Origin of the sequence: Pseudomonas sp. 10-1B, assembly GCF_000935045.1 — a bacterium.
Classification (GTDB): domain Bacteria; phylum Pseudomonadota; class Gammaproteobacteria; order Pseudomonadales; family Pseudomonadaceae; genus Aquipseudomonas.
On record NZ_JYKS01000011.1, the window covers coordinates 166,227 to 183,045 of the forward strand.

The 16,819-nt window shown below is 60.8% G+C and carries 11 protein-coding genes and 3 pseudogenes; 7 read left to right on the top strand and 7 right to left on the bottom strand.

Features of this window, described 5'->3' with window-relative positions; genetic code table 11:
* Positions 1–78: 78 nt before the first annotated feature.
* A complete protein-coding gene (locus TZ03_RS08600) occupies positions 79–1,020 on the top strand; it encodes a LysR family transcriptional regulator (protein ID WP_051097031.1) in 942 nt (313 codons plus the stop codon).
* On the opposite strand, the gene TZ03_RS08605 is transcribed toward TZ03_RS08600, so the two are convergent.
* The 4 genes from TZ03_RS08605 to TZ03_RS08620 all read right to left on the bottom strand — a co-directional run bounded on the left by TZ03_RS08605 (position 1,008) and on the right by TZ03_RS08620 (position 6,131).
* Positions 1,008–2,312 (bottom strand): MFS transporter, encoded by a 1,305-nt coding sequence (locus TZ03_RS08605; protein ID WP_051097033.1) that lies wholly within the window; start codon positions 2,310–2,312, stop codon positions 1,008–1,010. The genes TZ03_RS08600 and TZ03_RS08605 overlap by 13 nt on opposite strands.
* Before the next feature lie 66 nt (positions 2,313–2,378).
* On the bottom strand, positions 2,379–3,542 hold the full coding sequence (locus TZ03_RS08610) for an acyl-CoA dehydrogenase family protein (RefSeq protein ID WP_051097034.1): 1,164 nt from the start codon (positions 3,540–3,542) through the stop codon (positions 2,379–2,381).
* A gap of 20 nt (positions 3,543–3,562) precedes the next feature.
* On the bottom strand, positions 3,563–5,110 hold the full coding sequence (locus TZ03_RS08615) for an AMP-binding protein (RefSeq protein ID WP_051097035.1): 1,548 nt from the start codon (positions 5,108–5,110) through the stop codon (positions 3,563–3,565).
* A 109-nt stretch (positions 5,111–5,219) separates the two neighbouring features.
* Positions 5,220–6,131, bottom strand: coding sequence for a LysR family transcriptional regulator (locus TZ03_RS08620; RefSeq protein WP_051097036.1), 912 nt, complete (start codon positions 6,129–6,131; stop codon positions 5,220–5,222).
* A gap of 151 nt (positions 6,132–6,282) precedes the next feature.
* Between TZ03_RS08620 and TZ03_RS08625 the strand changes: the two genes are divergently transcribed.
* The 5 genes from TZ03_RS08625 (at position 6,283) to TZ03_RS08645 (ending at position 14,519) form a co-directional block, all read left to right on the top strand.
* Positions 6,283–7,623, top strand: a complete 1,341-nt coding sequence (locus tag TZ03_RS08625; protein ID WP_053388417.1) for a serine hydrolase domain-containing protein — start codon at positions 6,283–6,285, stop codon at positions 7,621–7,623.
* 121 nt (positions 7,624–7,744) lie between these two features.
* Positions 7,745–9,610, top strand: coding sequence for a DUF1302 domain-containing protein (locus TZ03_RS08630; protein WP_051097037.1), 1,866 nt, complete (start codon positions 7,745–7,747; stop codon positions 9,608–9,610).
* Between the two features lie 14 nt (positions 9,611–9,624).
* On the top strand, positions 9,625–10,974 hold the full coding sequence (locus tag TZ03_RS08635) for a DUF1329 domain-containing protein (RefSeq protein WP_051097038.1): 1,350 nt from the start codon (positions 9,625–9,627) through the stop codon (positions 10,972–10,974).
* 63 nt (positions 10,975–11,037) lie between these two features.
* Positions 11,038–12,138, top strand: a complete 1,101-nt coding sequence (locus TZ03_RS08640; protein ID WP_051097040.1) for a WD40/YVTN/BNR-like repeat-containing protein — start codon at positions 11,038–11,040, stop codon at positions 12,136–12,138.
* Positions 12,135–14,519: an efflux RND transporter permease subunit gene (locus TZ03_RS08645; protein WP_051097042.1), complete on the top strand. Its 2,385-nt coding sequence runs from the start codon at positions 12,135–12,137 to the stop codon at positions 14,517–14,519. The genes TZ03_RS08640 and TZ03_RS08645 overlap by 4 nt, the downstream gene beginning before the upstream one ends.
* A gap of 61 nt (positions 14,520–14,580) precedes the next feature.
* Here TZ03_RS08645 and TZ03_RS08650 read toward each other — a convergent pair.
* The 3 pseudogenes from TZ03_RS08650 to TZ03_RS29950 form a co-directional block, all read right to left on the bottom strand.
* Positions 14,581–14,754 (bottom strand): annotated as a pseudogene (locus tag TZ03_RS08650) (ATP-binding protein); the annotation flags it as partial.
* Positions 14,755–15,081: 327 nt separating this feature from the next.
* Positions 15,082–15,603: pseudogene (locus tag TZ03_RS08655) on the bottom strand (GAD-like domain-containing protein); the annotation flags it as partial.
* Between the two features lie 47 nt (positions 15,604–15,650).
* Positions 15,651–15,851 (bottom strand): annotated as a pseudogene (locus tag TZ03_RS29950) (polymorphic toxin type 15 domain-containing protein); the annotation flags it as partial.
* Positions 15,852–15,990: 139 nt separating this feature from the next.
* Between TZ03_RS29950 and TZ03_RS08665 the strand changes: the two are divergent.
* Positions 15,991–16,647: an SOS response-associated peptidase family protein gene (locus TZ03_RS08665; protein ID WP_051097044.1), complete on the top strand. Its 657-nt coding sequence runs from the start codon at positions 15,991–15,993 to the stop codon at positions 16,645–16,647.
* Positions 16,648–16,819: the final 172 nt, after the last annotated feature.

The window sequence follows — 16,819 nt, forward strand, 5'->3', positions numbered from 1 at the left end:
TATTGAGCCACTCGGTAATGCACCAATATTGTCTTTCAATACGGGCCATACCACGCCGGCATGGCCACGGAACTTCACATGACACTCAAACAACTGCGTTATCTGATTGCCATCGCCGAAGCCGGGAGTTTCTCGTCGGCCGCACGCCGCGCCTACATTGCCCAGCCGGCGCTCAGCCGCCAGATCAACCTGCTGGAAAGCGAGCTGGAGATGCAGTTGCTCGAACGCGTGCATGATGGCGTCAACCTCACCGATGCCGGCCGACGCCTGTACGAGATTGCCCGCTCGGTGGTGCAGACCATCGACACGGTCAAGGATGAGCTGGAGTCGACCAAGGGCAACCCCAAGGGACGGGTGGCGATTGCCATTCCGGTCACTGCTTCAGCCCTGCTGTTGCCGCTGATCATTACCCGCGCCAACGAGAAATTCCCTGGTATCGAGCTGACCGTGCGCGACGGCCTGAGCCAAGAAGGCGGTGAGGCCATCGAATTGGGTAAGGTGGATTTCGGCCTGGTGCCGAATGCCGAAGAGCTCGAGCATGTGCATGTCGAGCCGATTTTCACCGAAGAACTGTATTGGTTGAGTGTGCAGGCCTCGGCCTGTAGCGACGAGTGCATTACCCTGGCCAAAGCCTTGAGCCAGCCCCTGGTGATGGCGCCACGGGCCAGCTCGCACCTGCGCCGGCGGGTAGAACAGGCGGCGCTTGAAGCCGGGCTGGAGCTGAAAGTGCAGTACGAGCAGCAGACCGCCCAGGGCGTCAGCAGCCTGGTGCGCAGCGGCCTGGCGGCCACCATCGGGAATTGGCCGGCGGTGGAAGACAACCCGCAACAGCTGGCCCGGCGCATTGTCGAGCCGAGTGTGCGGCGCACCCTGTCGATCGCCTACTCGACCCACAAGCCACTGACCTTCGCCGCCTCATGCATCCGCGACCTGGTGCGCGCCCTGCTGATCGAAGTGGTGCAGTCAGGGCGCTGGAAAGGTGAACTGATCGAACGTCGGCAGGAACCTCAAGAGGTTTGAAGGCGCTGCGCTGAAGTCGTGCTTTGCAGCTGATTGCGCGAGCGCTGCGGGTTCATGGTCAGCAGGCCGACCAGCCCGGCGCTGACCAGCACCGCGCCACAGACCATGAAGCCATGGGCATAGCCGTCAGCGTTGATACCGTCGGCGTTCTGCACCAGAAAGCCGGTGATCACCGGCGCCGCCAGCCCTGCCAATGAACCACAGGCATTGCCGATGGCGAGCATGCTGCCACGCTGGCCGCTGGGCACCACTTCGGCAAGCATCGCCGGGCCAATCGAGTACATCACCAGCGCCAGGCCGCCGCTCAAGGTCAGGCAAGCAATGCGTTCAGCCAGCGACAACCCCGGCAGTACCAAGGCCGCGGCGAGGATGCCGCTGAGTACCAGGCACACCGAGACGAATACCCCACGCGCCAGCCGTGACGGCAGGCCACGGCGCAGCAAGCGTTGCGACCACCAAGCCATGATCAGGCTCAGCGGTGTGGTCACGAGTACGAACACCACGAACATCCGCCCGGCGTTCAGCGACGCCATGCCCAGGCCCTTCTCCAGATAGGCCGGAACCCAAGTCAGGGTCAACGCCAGCGACCAGTTTGCGGCGAAGTGGCCGAGGTAGTTGCCGATCACGGTCGGATCGCAGAGCAGACGCCGATACGGGATGCGCGCCTGCGCCACCGCGGCCTCGGGATTGGCCGCGGCGACATTGTCCAGCTGCCCTTCCTTGCCCAGCCGGTACCAGGCCACGCACCAGACCAGGCCGATGGCCGCGAGCACGGCAAAGTTGCTGCGCCAGCCGTAATGCACACTCATCCATGGGATCAGCAGGCCGGCCACCAGCAAGCCCATGGCGCTGCCCGAATGCAGCAACGCGACCGGCAGGCTGCGCTTGTTGTCGGGGAACCACTTGTACAGGGCGTGGGTGGCCACCGGTGAGGCCGGGCCTTCGCCGACCCCCAGCAGCACCCGGCAGGCGACGATGGTCCACAGTGACGTGGCAAACAGCATCGGCAATTGCACCAGGGCCCAGAACAGCCCCATACCGAGCAACAGGGTGCGGGTCGGCTTGTGGTTGGCGAGAAAGCCGCCAAGCACCGCCGAGAGCGAGAACAACCAGTGCAGGGCGCCGCCGATCAAGCCGAACTCTGCAGGGCTGAGCTGCAGTTCCGCCATCATCGGCACAGCGACCAGGCCAATAACCACCTTGTCGAGGAAGTTCACCAACATCATCACCGCCAACAACACCGCAATGGTCCAGGCGGCTTTCGGGCGGTAGCCAGTTTCGATGCCGAGCATGGAGTACCTCTGATTCTTGTTATAGAAAAAAGTCGCCCGCCATGACGGCGGGCGCGGTGCTGGGGCTCAGCCAGGCATGAGGATGCCCTTGGCGATAGTGTTGCGCTGGATCTCGCTGGTGCCGGTAAGGATACGCATCATGCGCGTGGCGCGGAACATCCATTCCACCGGGTTGCCACGGATCAGACCGGCGCCACCGTGCACCTGCACGGCGCGGTCAACAATCCTGAAGGCTGCCTCCGAGGCGTACAGCTTGCACATCGGCGCCTGGGTGCGGATGTCGCCGCCAGCGTCGTTGAGCGCTGCAGTGGCGTACATCATACTGCGCGCCGCGAGCAGCTCGGTGGCCATGTCGGCGATCATGTGGTTGACCGCCTGGAACATCGCGATCGGTTTGCCAAACTGGCTACGGGTGCGGGCGTAGTCGATCGACAGGTTCAGCGCCAGACCAGCCATGCCGAGCATGGTCGGGCAATGCAGCAGGCGGTTGAGGGTGATGCGCCCCATGGCCAGTTTGAAACCGGCGCCTTCGTCGCCAATGCGGTTTTCCACCGGCACCCGCACATCCGTGAGCGCGATATTGCCGTGGCTGCCAGCGCCGGACATTACCTGATAGTCCGAGTCGACCTGCACACCCTGGCCCTTGAGGTCGACGAAGAACGCCGAGATACCCGCAGCGCCCTGCCCTGGCCCGGTCACTGCCAGCAACACGGCAAAGTCAGCATAAGGCGCACCAGAGATGTAACGCTTGGCGCCGTTGAACACATAGTGATCACCATCAAGCCGTGCACTGGTTTTGATCGCGCTGGCATCGGAGCCTGCTTCGGCTTCGGTCAGGGCAAAGCACACCGCCTTCTCTGCCCGGCACACCGGCTGCAGGAACTTCTCCACCTGCACCGGGCTCGCCACCTTGAACAGGTGGCCGATGCGTGGCGGGCCGCTCAGCTCGCCCAGCACATGCGGCGCCAGCATCGAGCCAGTAAGGATCGCCGCCTCTTTGACCGCACACAGGTCGACCACGCTCAAGCCGGCACCGCCGAGGTTCTCCGGCAGCATGACATTGTAGAAACCCAGTTCGCAGGAACGCTTCCAGACATCGGCAAGCATTGCCTTGGGGTGCGCCTCCCCCCATTGCAGCTGTTCTTTCTTTTCCAGCGGGATGATTTCATCGCGGATAAAGGCTTGCATGTCAGCGATGACGCGTTTGGCTTTTTCGCTTGGTTCGATCATTTCGGTTCTGCTCCTGCGCGTCAGATCTTGCGCTGACTGTTTTTCCAGTAACCATCGCGAACCACCCGGCGCACGACTTTACCGTTGGGGTTTTTCGGCAGTTCATCGATGAAGTCGACACTGCGCGGCTTCTTGAAGCCGGCCAAATGCTCGGCACAGAAGACCATGATCTGGGCCTCGTCGAGACGGGCACCGGGCTTGAGCACTACCACCGCTTTCACCGCCTCCCCCCACTGCTCGTCCGGCACGCCGACCACCGCAGCTTCGAATACCTCCGGCAGTTGGTAGAGCACTTGTTCGACTTCGGTGGGGTAGATGTTGAAGCCGCCGGAAATGATCATTTCCTTCTTGCGATCGACGATGAACACGTAGCCCAGCTCATCGACCGTGGCCAGGTCGCCGGTAAGGTAATAGCCGTCCCTCATCACTTCGGCGGTCAGCTCCGGGGCCTGCCAGTAGCCCTGCATGATGTCGTCGCCCTTGACCACGATCTCGCCGATTTCGCCGGGCTGGATGTCCTCGAACGCCTCGTTGACCACTCGCAGGTCGGTCTCGAAATAGCAACGCCCACAGGAGGACAACAAACGGGTATCGCCGTCTTTGACCAGGTGATCCTGTTCGGTCAGCACCGTGACCAGCGAGCAGGTCTCGCCGGCACCATATCCCTGCGCCAGAATCGGCCCGAAGAGCTCGATCGCGCGTTCCACCAGGGCGGGCGCCATGGGTGCGGCGCCGTACATGACCAGGCGCAGGCTGCTCAGGTCGAAGCATTCCACGCCTTCGACATTGACCAGGCGATTGACCATCGCTGGTACCAAGAACAAACGCGTTACCCGCTCCTGCTCGATGGCACGCAGCAGCAATTCATCGTCGTAGCGTTCGATCAGCAGGTTGCAAGCACCCACCGCCAGCAGCGGCATGATCTGCATGCCACTGGCATGGGTAATGGGGCCGACGTGGGCCATGACATCGTCCGGACCGGCGCCGCGCACCGGGCTGGCCAGGCTCTTGCGCACCAGGGCCTTGCGGTTGCCGAAGGTCAGCATCGCCGCCTTGAGCACTCCGGAACTGCCCGAGGTGTAGTGCAGCACCGCCAGGTCATCGTCGTGGGGGTCGCTGTTGAGGGTGCGCTCATCGCCCATGTCGAGCACTTCGCGATACGGGATGTCACCGCCTTCATCGGCCAGCACGATGATCCATTTCAGGTACGGTAATGCCTTGCGGTTAGCCGCCAGGGCCTGGGCTGGCGCACTGCCAGTGATCACCGCGACACTGCGCGAGTCGTTGAGCACGCGCACGATCTCTTCTGGCGACAGGCGCGCATTGATCGGAACCTTGACCATCGCCGCCTTGTAAAACGCCACCTCCGCTTCGACCAGCTCGACGCGGTTCATGGCCAGGATCGCCACATGGGCGCCGGGCGCCAGGCCAAGCTTCAACAACCCCGAAGCCAGGCGGTTGCTGCGAGCTTCGAGTTGTGCGTAGGTCAGGCGCTGGCGGCTGTCGACAACCGCCTCGTTATGCGGCCAGTAACGCGCACTTCGGCTCAGTATCTTTCCGAGGTTCACTTTTATTCTCCGAAGTAGAACGGGGTGCGCCGATCTTACAAGTGGAGAAAAAAAGCCCGCCAATACAACTCTTGGGCGGTCCCCCATAACAAAATGGGATGGCCCGCCGCTACAGCCACTCCTGGATGTTGCGCTCGCAGGCTTCGTCCTGGAACAGTTCGATCAGGCGCTTGCACACCGGCGACAGATAACCGCCGGAACGGGTGATCAGGCCGATACGCCGGCGCAGATCGAGACCGCCAAGGTCCAGATTCAGCGGAACCAGGCCAGCGGCCTGGGTCATGCGCCCGCAGCGCGACAAGGTCAGCGTGGGCGTCCCGACAATCAGCGCGAACAGCGCCTCGCTGCTGAAGTCGGCTTCGATTCGCAGGGTCGGAGGTGGCAGGCCCTGCTTGATGAACGCGTTATCCAGGGCCTGGCGAATGCGAATGTGGCCTTCGGGTAACAGCCACTGCTGATCTTGAATATCACTGAGCTGCAGGCGCTTGCTGGCCGCCAGCGGGTGCCGAGCATCGGCGACTACTGCCAGGCAATCCTCATACAGCACCTGGGTGTCGAATTCTTCGGTGCCTGCCGAAATCGGCATCACCGCGACATCGATCTCTCCATTGCGCAGCAGTTCCAGCAGTTCACTGGCCAGGCGCCGGCGCATGCGCAAACGCGCCGCTGGGCGCTCACGCAACAGCCGGCGGCAACTGGCAACCACCAGGGCGTCGGGCAGCGACGGCGAATACCCCAGGCGCACGCCACCCTGTTCACCGCTGCGGATACTGCGCATCTCGGCCAGGGCATCGTCGAAGTCACGGCTCAGGCGCCGGGCACGGACCAGGAACAGCTCACCAGCCTGGGTCAGGCGCATGCCGGTGGAGGTGCGTTCGAACAGCATCACCCCCAGCAGGGTCTCGACCCGTCGCACCGCCTTGGTCAGCGAAGGCTGGGTAATGCCCAGTTGTTCCGCCGCCTTGCCCACCGTTCCACACTGCTGAACCGCGATGATGTATTCCAGGTCGCGCACGTCCATGACATTCCTCTTGGCTATGGCTCTATAGCTGTTGATGCATTGCGCACAGATATATCGCGCTCTCAGACTGAGTTCAATGTCGGCTCACCCTTGGGCTGCAATGCTGGGGATAGGCGCTCCCCTCACGCTGTAACGCCTGGAGATAACAACAATGAGTGGCATCACCGCTGAAACCGCACCCGCATTTACCCTTTGCAAACGGCTGCTGCCGGCGCTGTTGCTGGGGCTTGTCAGCACCCAGAGCCTGGCCGCCAGCGACACCAGTGACCCGGTCCGCCTGGGGGTGATGCAGGGCTTTCCCCCGGCCGCCGACAAGCGCGTGACCAAGCAGAACGCCTTCGAACTGCCTAACCTGCGCTGGGCCCTGCGCAACGCCCGGGCCATGGCGCCCACTACCGGCATCCGTCGCGCGCCCAGCCCGTTGGCGCTGCCAAGGGGTGAACCTGTCGCCCTCGACCAGTTGCGGTTCACCATCGGCGAACAATCGCTGTCGCTGCCCGAGTACCTGAGTGCGACCTTCACCGACGGCTTCATAGTCCTGCACCGTGGCAAGCTGGTGTACGAGCGCTACCTCGATTCGTTCGCACCTGAGCAAGCGCACATCTGGGCCTCGATGACCAAGTCGGTGACCGGCCTGCTCGCCGCCAGCCTGATCGCCGAAGGCAAGCTCTCGGCTGATGCCAAGCTGTCCAGCTATGTGCCAGAACTGGCCGGTACACCGTTCGGCGAGGCAACGCTGCAGCAGAACCTGGATATGCAGGTCGAAGCGGTGTACCCGGCCAAGGTACCACCGGACATTGGCCTGTTCGCCGCTGCCGGGATCGTCCCGCGCCAGGCGGGCATGCCCGACAACATCTACAGCTTCCTGCAGGCGGCAACGTTGCCCGAGCAGCCCAGCGCCACACCGATCTGGTACTACCAGAACGGTTCGCCCGAAGCAGTGGCCTGGGCCATCCGCCGGGTTACCGGCCAGAGCTGGTCGGCGCTGGTGTCGGAGCGTATCTGGTCGCAGTTTGCCGAGGATGACGCCTACAGCCAGGTCGATGCCCTGGGAACCGAGATGGCCAGCGGCGGCATGAGCAGCACCCTGCGCGATGCCGCGCGCTTTGCCGAAGCCATTCGCCAGGCCTGGAGCAAACCCACTGCCAGTTCGTCATTTGAACAAGCGGTGAAACTGGCCTTGCAACCCCACGATAACCAGGCGTTGATCGCCCAGAGCCCCAAGGCCAAAGACCGCGCCGGTTATGCCTACCGCGATTACTGGTACCAGAAGAACGATGGTGATGGCTCGATTGAAGCAGCCGGACGCTTTGGCCAGCGCATCTACATCAACCCCAAGCGTGAACTGGTGATCGTCAAGATGTCTTCGGCACCTGACATGGCGCCACGCGCCACCAGTGCTGGCGCGGCCCCGGTATCAACGCGCCAGGCGGCTGACACCACGGCCGCCTTCAACAGCATGGTCAGCGCCCTGCTCCCCGCGGTGCTGTAGCGCGTCAACACGGCCGGTCCCAGCGACCGGTCGCCACTCCCTGGTTGATTCAACAGCACTTGGCCATTGCTGGGCTTCGTGCTGCCGGTATTCCAATAACAATAACCAAGAGGCAGCCATCATGAGCTCCCCACGAGCCCATCACACAACACACAAACGTCCGTTGACGACATTCCTGCTGACGCCCTTGGCTTGCGCCCTGTGCAGCTATGCCAGTGCTGGCGAGTTCAACTGGGGTGAAGTCAGCGGTCGCTACAACGGCAGCCTGAGCATTGGTGGCCTGTGGAGTGCAGAAAAGCCCAGCGCCGACAACATCTTCCAAGGTAACGCCAATGCCATCGGCTATGGCCAACCTGGCGAATTCAATGCCAGCGGCGGACGTACCGGCGACGATGGCCGGCTGAACTTTCGCAAGCGCAATCTGGTGTCGTCCCCCGTCACCTTGCTCGGCGAAATGGAACTGAACTGGCGCAACTACGGCGCCTTCATTCGCGGTAAGGCCTGGTACGACTACACCTTGAGTAACCGTGAAGTGGACTTCGGCCACTCCTCCAACGGTTACAAGGCTGACAGCAAACTGGACGACAGCCACTTCGACGAACTGGCCAAATTCCAGGGCTTGGCCTTACTCGATGCCTACGTGTTCGGTGACTTCAATATCGCCGATCACCCGATTAACGCCCGCGCCGGCAACCAGGTGATCAACTGGGGCGAAGGTCTTTACTTTCAGAACGGCATCAACGCCATCAACCCGATTGACGTCGCCGCCTTGCGCCGGCCGGGTTCGCAAGTCAAGGAAGCGCTGCTGCCAGTGCCCATGCTGTACGGGAACTTCGGCCTTACCGACAAGCTCACCCTGGAAGCGTTCTACCAATTGCAATGGCGCCGTACGGTGCTCGAGGGTTGCGGCACTTACTTCTCGACCAACGACTACATTCCCGAAGGCTGCTTTGGCGTGCCACGGGGTGGCGCCAATGATCCGGTCAGCTTCGCCAATGACCAGATCATCCGCCGCGCTGATGACAATGAACCGTCCAATGCCGGCCAGTTCGGCCTGGCCCTGCGCTACTTTGCCGACAGCATCGGCACCGAGTTCGGCGCCTATGCGATGAACATTCACTCGCGCACTCCCTACGCCAGCATCATCACCGACCTGCGCCCGGGTCCTGGCGCCGGCTGGTTGCCCGGTCAGCAGGCCACCAATGGCCGTTACTTTGCCGACTTTCCGGAAGATATCCGCATCTTCGGCCTGAGCTTCTCGACCAACCTGTGGGGCACTTCGGTGTTCGGCGAATACAGTTTTCGCCCCAACCAACCTGTGCAACTGGCTACCGGTGACCTCATCCCAGCCTTTGCCGGCAACGCCGGCCAGCTCGGTCAGTTGATCGGCGAAGACATCACCCTTGGCCAGGACGCAATCAACGCCGCACCGGGGTCGGCCTATAACGGCTATGACCGTCGGAAGATTTCGCAAGTGTCGCTGGGGGCAATCAAATCTATCCCGCAAGTACTGGGTGCCGACAGCCTCAACCTGATCGGCGAAGCGGGCATGAAATACATGCACGATCTGCCCGGGCTCGACGAGCGACGTTACGCCAAGGGCGATACCTACGGCTCGGATCTGGCCAGCGGCAACGTCCGGGGCTGCGCACTGGGGGTCAGCGAGGACAAGTACCGCAAGCGGGGCTGCTCCAGCGATGGCTATGCCAGCAAATTCTCCTGGGGCTATCGGCTGCGCGCGCAGTTGAACTATCCAGGGCTATTTGCCGGAGTCAACTTCTCACCCTTCATCGCTTTTGGCCAGGACATCAAAGGCTGGTCATACGACGGCGTGTTCTCCGAAGACCGTCTGCAAGGTTCGGTCGGCGCCAAGTTCGACTACCTGCAGAATTACTCTGCAGAACTTTCCTGGTCCGGTAGTGGCAATACTCCGTTCGCCACCACCGACAGGGATTTTGTCTCCCTCAGCCTGCGCATGGGCTTCTAAACGTGAGGTCTACCATGAATACCACTCTGCTTCGCGCTGCTGCCTTGGGCAGCTTCCTCAGCCTGGCCAGCAACGCCGCCCTCGCCCAGCTGAGCAGTACCGACCTCGCCCGCCTGGGGCAGGACCTCACCCCCACCGGCGCCGAAAAGGCCGCCAGCGCCGACGGCAGCATTCCGGCCTGGAGCGGTGGCCTAACCCAGGCGCCTGCCGGGTTCACACCAGGTCAGGGCTATGTCGATCCGTTTGCCAGCGAGAAACCGCTGTACACCGTCACCGCCGCCAACCTTAAGCAGTACGCGGCACACCTCACCCCGGGCTACCAGGCGATCTTGCAGAAATACCCGGACTTCAGCATGCCGGTGTACCCCAGCCATCGCACTGCGGCGCTACCACAGAGCGAGTACGCGCAAATCCGCCAGGAAGCGGCCACAGTCAACTTGGTCAATGGCGGCAATGGCCTGACAGGCTATGAGAAGAGCAGCGTGCCCTTCCCCATTCCCAAATCCGGCGTAGAAGCGCTGTTCAACCACTTCGTGCGCTACCGTACCGGGGGCTATCAGTACTACCCCACCGAGATGGTGGTGCAGAGCAATGGCAGTTTCACCCCGATCCGTCGTGAAGTAAGAGCCGTCATGGCCTCGGCCATGGGTAACCCTGAGCCCAACCGTCTCTACTACTACCTGGGCAAGGTGACCTCGCCGGAAAGCGTCGCCGGTAGCCAAACCCTGATCCACGAACCCATCGATCAGACCGGCGAAGCCCGCCTGGCTTGGACCTACAACCCTGGCCAGCGCCGCGTGTTACGTGCGCCAGAAGCGGCCTATGACTCACCGCTGGGCACCTCCGACGGCTTGCGCACCTACGACACCATCGACCTGTACAACGGCGCAACGGACAAGTACGACTGGAAGCTGCTAGGCAAGAAGGAAATGCTGGTGCCTTACAACACCTACAAACTGGCCAGCCGCACCCTCAAATACAAAGACATCATCCAGGCCAACCACCTCAACCAGGATCTGCTGCGCTACGAGATGCACCGGGTCTGGGTGGTTGAAGCCACGCTGAAGCCGGGCGAGCGGCATATTTATGCCAAGCGGGTGTTCTACGTCGATGAGGACAGCTGGGGCATCCTTGGCGCCGACTTGTATGACGGCCGTGGCGAGCTGTGGCGGGTTCAAGAGGCGCACAGCCTGCAACGCTACGACGTGCTCTCGGCAATCCATGTCAGCGAAGTGGTCTACGACCTGCAAGCGCGTCGTTACGTGACCTACGGCCTGGAAAATGAAGAGCGCAGCGCCCGCTTTGGGCTGACCGCCAAACTGGCTGACTTCAACCCATCGGCCCTGCGTCGTTCGGGACGCTGATGCCGCCACTGCACCATAAGGATGGCCTTGCCGCCATCCTTCTCCGCTCTTGAGATGTGTCCGATGAAGATGCCCACCGTTGTTCGCTACGGCCTTGCTTTGAGCCTCACTTGCCTGCTGTCGCCCACCTTCGCGACGGTGTTACCGGACCGGCTGGAACGCCCTGCACGCCTGACAGCCAAGGCCCAGCATGGGCCACTGACGGATGCACAGTCCGTGGCGGGGCGCGTGGTCATGGTCGGCGCCGACGGTCATATCCTGGTGCGCCAATCGAATGGCCACGTCGACCAAGCCAAGGTTCCTGTGGACCTGCTGCTGACCGCCCTGTACTTCGTCGACGATCAGCATGGTTGGGCGGTGGGTCATGACGGCGTGGTGCTGCACAGTGACGATGCCGGCGCTTCGTGGGCCAAACAATTGGACGGCCGAACCATCAACACAATGCTGCTCAAATGGGCCCAGGACGAAGTGGACCGCCTGCAGGCGACCCCAGGCGCTGATGAAACTGCGCTGGACAACGCCCGCTTTGCCCTCGACGACATCAGCGCCGGCGCCGACGCCGGCCCCTCGCGGCCCTTGCTCGACGTCTGGTTCCGCAGTGCAAGCGAAGGCTGGGTGGTCGGCGCCTACGGAACCGTCCTGCATACCACCGATGGCGGCCAAACATGGGGCTACGTTCCAGGCCTGGACAACCCGGACCGCTTGCATCTTAACGCCGTGCTGGGTCTCTCCAACGGCGACCTTCTGATCGCTGGAGAAGGCGGCAAGGTGTATCGCCGATCCGCTGGCCAGTGGCAGTCACAGGCACTGACCCAGGCATCGCTTTACAACTTGGTGCAGCTGCGCGACGGCCAGGTCCTGGCGATGGGCTTCGGTGGCGCATTGTTCAGCAGCCAGGACGCGGGTCAACACTGGCACGCCATCACATCACCCACTGCGACCAGCCTCTATAGCGCGGTACAGCTGCCCGACAACAGTGTGCTGTTCACCGGCCAAACAGGCCTGCTGCACAGCACCGACCGGCAGCACGTGCGAGCCCTGCAACCGCGCAACAAGGCCGTATGGTTGAGTACCGCGGTGTTGCCTGACGGCTCGCTGGCACTTGTCGGCAACCGCGGATTGCGCCTGCTCGAGCGCGACGAGCTCAAGGAGTACCTGCAATGAATGTCCAGGCCAAACACGGCCCACAACTGAACAATGGTGAATCGCGCTTGCTGAACGGCCTGGAACGGGCCTTGTTCCACCATCGCGCCCCCGTGCTCCTGCTGTTTCTGCTGGCCACGCTGCTGCTGGGTTACAAAGCCTTGTCGCTCAGGGCCGATGCCAGTTTCACGCGGATGATCCCAACCAGCCACCCCTACATCCAGAACTACTTGCGGTTCGAAGAGGTGCTTCGCCCGCAAAGCAATGTGCTACGGATCATCGTCGAAAACCCCGAAGGCGATATCTTCACCCCGGCATTTCTGGAAACGCTGCGCGAGGTCACTGACAAGGTCTTCTACATACCCGGCGTCGACCGCGGCAAACTCAAGTCGTTGTGGACCCCAAACGCCGTATGGTCTGAGGTTACGACCGAGGGCGTGCGCAGCGGACGGGTGATCCCCGACGGCTATGATGGCAGCGAGCAAGCCCTGGCTCAGGTGCGGCAAAACCTGCTGCGCGCAAACCTGCTCGGCAGCTTGGTGGCCAACGACCTGCGCTCGACCATCATTCGCGTGCCACTGCTCGATAACGATCCGCAAAGCGGCCAACCCTTGGACTATGGGGTTTTCTGCCAGGCGCTTGAACAGCAGGTGCGCGAACACTTCGCCAGTAAAGGGGTCACCATTCGCGTTATCGGCTTCGCGCAGATCATCGGGGACTTGCTGGCTGCGGCGAGCAACATCGCTCTGTTCTTCGCCCTCACCGTGGTGCTGATCGGCGCGCTGCTGTTTCTCTATTGCCGCTGCTGGCGCAGCACTGCCGTCACCGTCGCGACTTGCCTGCTTACCGTCATCTGCCAGCTGGGTATCCTCAGCCTGCTCGGCTATGGCCTGGACCCCTATTCGATCCTGGTGCCGTTCCTGATCTTCGCCATTGGCATCAGCCATGCCGTGCAGAACATCAACTTGATGGTCAGTGAAGCGGCACAAGGTCATACGCCCATAGACGCCTCGCGGCGCACCTTCCGCGCGTTGTTCATTCCCGGGACCACTGCGCTGCTGGCCGATGCAGTAGGCTTCATCACGCTGTTGGTGATCGATATCGGTGTAATCAAGCAACTGGCAATCACCGCCAGCATTGGTGTATTCGTCGCTATCTTCACCAAGATGTTCTTGCTGCCCGTATTGATGTCCTATGTCGGCGTCAGCCCAACGGCCATCGCTCGGCAACACGCCCGCGCCAAGGCCTCCTGGCCGGTGTTTCGCCGCTTGGCAGTCGTGGTTGAGCCGCGCCTGGCAATACCGTTGGTCCTCGCCAGCCTGGTGCTGCTCATGGTCGGCTACCAAGCACGCAACGACCTGCAGATTGGTGATTTGGACGGCGGTGCTCCGGAGTTTCGCCCCGAAGCGCGCTATAACCAGGACAACGCCTACCTGCTCGAACACTACACCACCAGTACCGATGTCTATCTGGTAATGTTCATAACCCCGACAGAACACTGCGCCCGCTTTGCCGCCGCCGACCTTGCCAATCAGTTCGAACGTTACATGCGTGATATCGAAGGCGTGGAGTCCGTGCAGTCACTGTACGACACCATGCGTTTCAACATTCTCGCGCGCAACGAAGGCAACCCCAAATGGGCAGAACTATCGCGCGACCAGTACGTGATGAACAACGCCCGTTCAGGTGTTCCCGCCGAGCAGCTCGACAGTGACTGCAGCCTCGTGCCCATTGGCCTGTACCTCCGTGACCACAAGGCGCAAACGCTGAACCGCGTCAGCGATGCCGTCGAGCAGTTCAACCTACAGCATACCGGTAGCGACTACACGCTACTCCAGGCGGCGGGTAACGCCGGTATCGAAGCGGCGACCAACAACGTCATCAAACACTCGGAAAAAGTGATGTTGGTGTTGGTGTTCATCATCATTTCCCTGGTGGTGCTATGGGAGTTCAAATCGTTAAAAGTGACCTTTGCCCTGATGGCACCGCTGTATCTGTCGACGGTATTGTGCGAGGCCGTGATGGCCAAGATCGGCTTGGGGGTGAAAGTCGCCACCTTGCCAGTGATCGCCTTGGGTGTGGGCATTGGTGTCGATTACGGTATCTACCTCTATAGCCGCATGGAGCACTTCCTGCGTCAAGGCATGGACTTGCATCGGGCCTATTTTGAAGCACTCAAAACTACCGGCACATCCGTTGCTTTCACCGGTATCACCCTGGCAATGGGGGTGAGTACTTGGGTATTCTCATCGTTGAAATTCCAGGCCGATATGGGTGTACTGCTGGTGCTGCTGTTTGTATGGAACATGATCGGTGCATTAGTTCTAATGCCTGCGCTAGTTTCACTGCTCCAAAAGTGGAGCCCGCTGGAATTCGCGCACGATGCACACATACGTTCTTAACCTGCGGATTCCACGCTCATTCGGACAGGCAGTCGGAGCGCAGCGACGCAGGGTTGCATTGTTAGTCTGAAGGCCCTGCCACCGTCAATTTCGTCGTGCGCTTACGCATCGATTCCCCCTTCAGTTCGATTCGATAAGCGTTGTGCACCAGCCGGTCGAGGATTGCATCGCCCAAGGTCAGATCGCCGATCAGTGCATGCCATTTGTCCACCGGCATCTGGCTGGTCACCAACGACCCAAAGCAGACGCTGAAAAATAACTGGTTTCATGAGCGCGATGCGCACTCTGTGGGAGCGGGCGTGCCCGCGAACACCGGCGCAGCCGGTGCCAGGCTCCGCGTTGGATTCTTCGCGGGCACGCCCGCTCCCACAAAGATTGCTGTCCGGCTCACCGGCAGCAACGGGTCGATAGCTGCCGGTCATGGCTGACCGCTATCGACCCAAAGCTGCCACTCGTGGTAAACAGCTACGGTAGCCCCAGGAGATATAAGTACCATGTCCGTTGCATTAATCGTGTCTCTCGGCATGTGGCTATACGCGACCGGGTCACTTGTCACATTGCCGTGCAAGATCGTCGGCACCCCACCCTGCATCAACGCTGGGGTGAAAGCATACATTTCATCGGAATTTAAAATGCCAAGCTTCTTCTTTGCCGGTCTGAATAGGTCGTCATAATCATTATATTTCACGTCCATGCCGATCAAAAAGCTTTGAAGCCTTTTGTCCATCTGATCCGCAGGAATGGCGGAGGCATGGGTGATGTATCGAGAAACTATGTTGGTTGTTTTAAGGGAGGCACCTGTCGTCTCCCCCAAAAATAGAGATCTCCAAAGGCACCTCTAGCAATAAGGTGATAACAATCAAGTTCTTCAAATTCAGTGCCTTCAAGCCAAGATGACACAATCCCCTCATATTCTTGTGGGTTCACCAGCCAAAAAATACCCGCACCATCCATGCTCAGCCCAATATTCCAATAGCTGATCTGCCAGCTTTCCTCGGTAACGCTCGATACTCGACGATGGCACCTCCTGTCGGTCAAACGGAGCACCAAGTTTTTCTATGAATCTAGCAAACACTCTATCCATTAGCATCAACTTTGCTGGTTAGCCGTCGATGCTGCTTAATTGATATCCATGGTCAAGAAGAGTTCATCTTGAAATCTTAACTTTAAACTCAACTCCAAATCGCTGCGAGCCGCTTTTGCAAACGCTGGGTTACGCTTGACCGGGTTGGCGACATTTTCCAGATGCTCTTCAACTGTCAGACTGTTTAGCCCATTCTCTTGGCCTTTTAACTGACGTTCAAACTCTCCGTGCTTGGAAGCTGGCAGTTTCGGCAGCCCGATATCCCAGCAGGACACTGGCCGAACCCAAATTGCCATCCGTCGGGTACCCGCAGCGCCTGCACGCTTTCGGTATTGTGATTTTTCATCATACTCGATGCTATTCAGCACGACTTTGAGGACGCTGAGCATGTGCAAACAACTGGCTCAATTCGGCTCCGTGGTGGAGTTGACTGCTACGCTCTCGCTTGGCCCTGAAGTTGGTCAAGGGCAAACCTTAGGCAGCGTTATCACCCCCGAGTCCAGCGCGGGGCTGCTGCATGCTGAAAATGACGAGTTGGTTTTTGATCAAATCCGTTGGGGCTGGTGCCCCCGCTGGGCAAACGCCCACTCGTTGCAAGCGTTTGCCCCAGCCGACAAGGTTAGCCACAGCCCTTACTGGAAGCCCGTTTGGCAACACCGGGCCTTGTGTCCGGTTAACGGCTGGTTTGAATGGCAGAACGAAGACACGCAGGTGTATTACGTGCGACGCCGTGACCGCAACCCGTGCCTGATCGCGGCGGCGGGGCAGTACCCGCGCCAGGACCGTGGGGCGCTCCCTGGTGATGGCTTCGTTCTATTGGCGGCTGAGCACAGAGCTGCGGTGGCAGTCGAACGAGCCCATATGCCGGTCGTCCTGCCCCCAGCGCTTGCCCGGGAATGGCTCGATAGCGATACCGACCGGAATCGCGCCGAGTACATTGTGCGGGAACAGGGGGAGCCGGTCGAAACGTTCGAAGCCATCGCACTCGAGCTGGATCCTTGCTCGATGTCAATGTTCGACGTCGAATCCCTGCGTAAGCTATGAACCACGTAGAGCAGGGTTCAAACGAAACATGGCCAACTGCGCGCTCATTCACCTGAGCCATACGCGCCTTGTCAATTGGCGAGCCAAACGATTGGGTTCTACCCTCTCTTTGCACAATAACCAAACGCTGCACTAAACCGTGGTTCGGCTGGCGAATTGCGTCTCGCACGGC

Bases quoted from the DNA above. Each gene is read 5' to 3' on its own strand.
- TZ03_RS08620 (WP_051097036.1), bottom strand. From the start codon at position 6,131: ATGGACGTGCGCGACCTGGAATACATCATCGCGGTTCAGCAGTGTGGA.
- TZ03_RS08630 (WP_051097037.1), top strand. From the start codon at position 7,745: ATGAGCTCCCCACGAGCCCATCACACAACACACAAACGTCCGTTGACG.
- TZ03_RS08645 (WP_051097042.1), top strand. From the start codon at position 12,135: ATGAATGTCCAGGCCAAACACGGCCCACAACTGAACAATGGTGAATCG.
- TZ03_RS08665 (WP_051097044.1), top strand. From the start codon at position 15,991: ATGTGCAAACAACTGGCTCAATTCGGCTCCGTGGTGGAGTTGACTGCT.
- TZ03_RS08635 (WP_051097038.1), top strand. From the start codon at position 9,625: ATGAATACCACTCTGCTTCGCGCTGCTGCCTTGGGCAGCTTCCTCAGC.
- TZ03_RS08605 (WP_051097033.1), bottom strand. From the start codon at position 2,312: ATGCTCGGCATCGAAACTGGCTACCGCCCGAAAGCCGCCTGGACCATT.
- TZ03_RS08625 (WP_053388417.1), top strand. From the start codon at position 6,283: ATGAGTGGCATCACCGCTGAAACCGCACCCGCATTTACCCTTTGCAAA.
- TZ03_RS08600 (WP_051097031.1), top strand. From the start codon at position 79: ATGACACTCAAACAACTGCGTTATCTGATTGCCATCGCCGAAGCCGGG.
- TZ03_RS08610 (WP_051097034.1), bottom strand. From the start codon at position 3,542: ATGATCGAACCAAGCGAAAAAGCCAAACGCGTCATCGCTGACATGCAA.
- TZ03_RS08640 (WP_051097040.1), top strand. From the start codon at position 11,038: ATGAAGATGCCCACCGTTGTTCGCTACGGCCTTGCTTTGAGCCTCACT.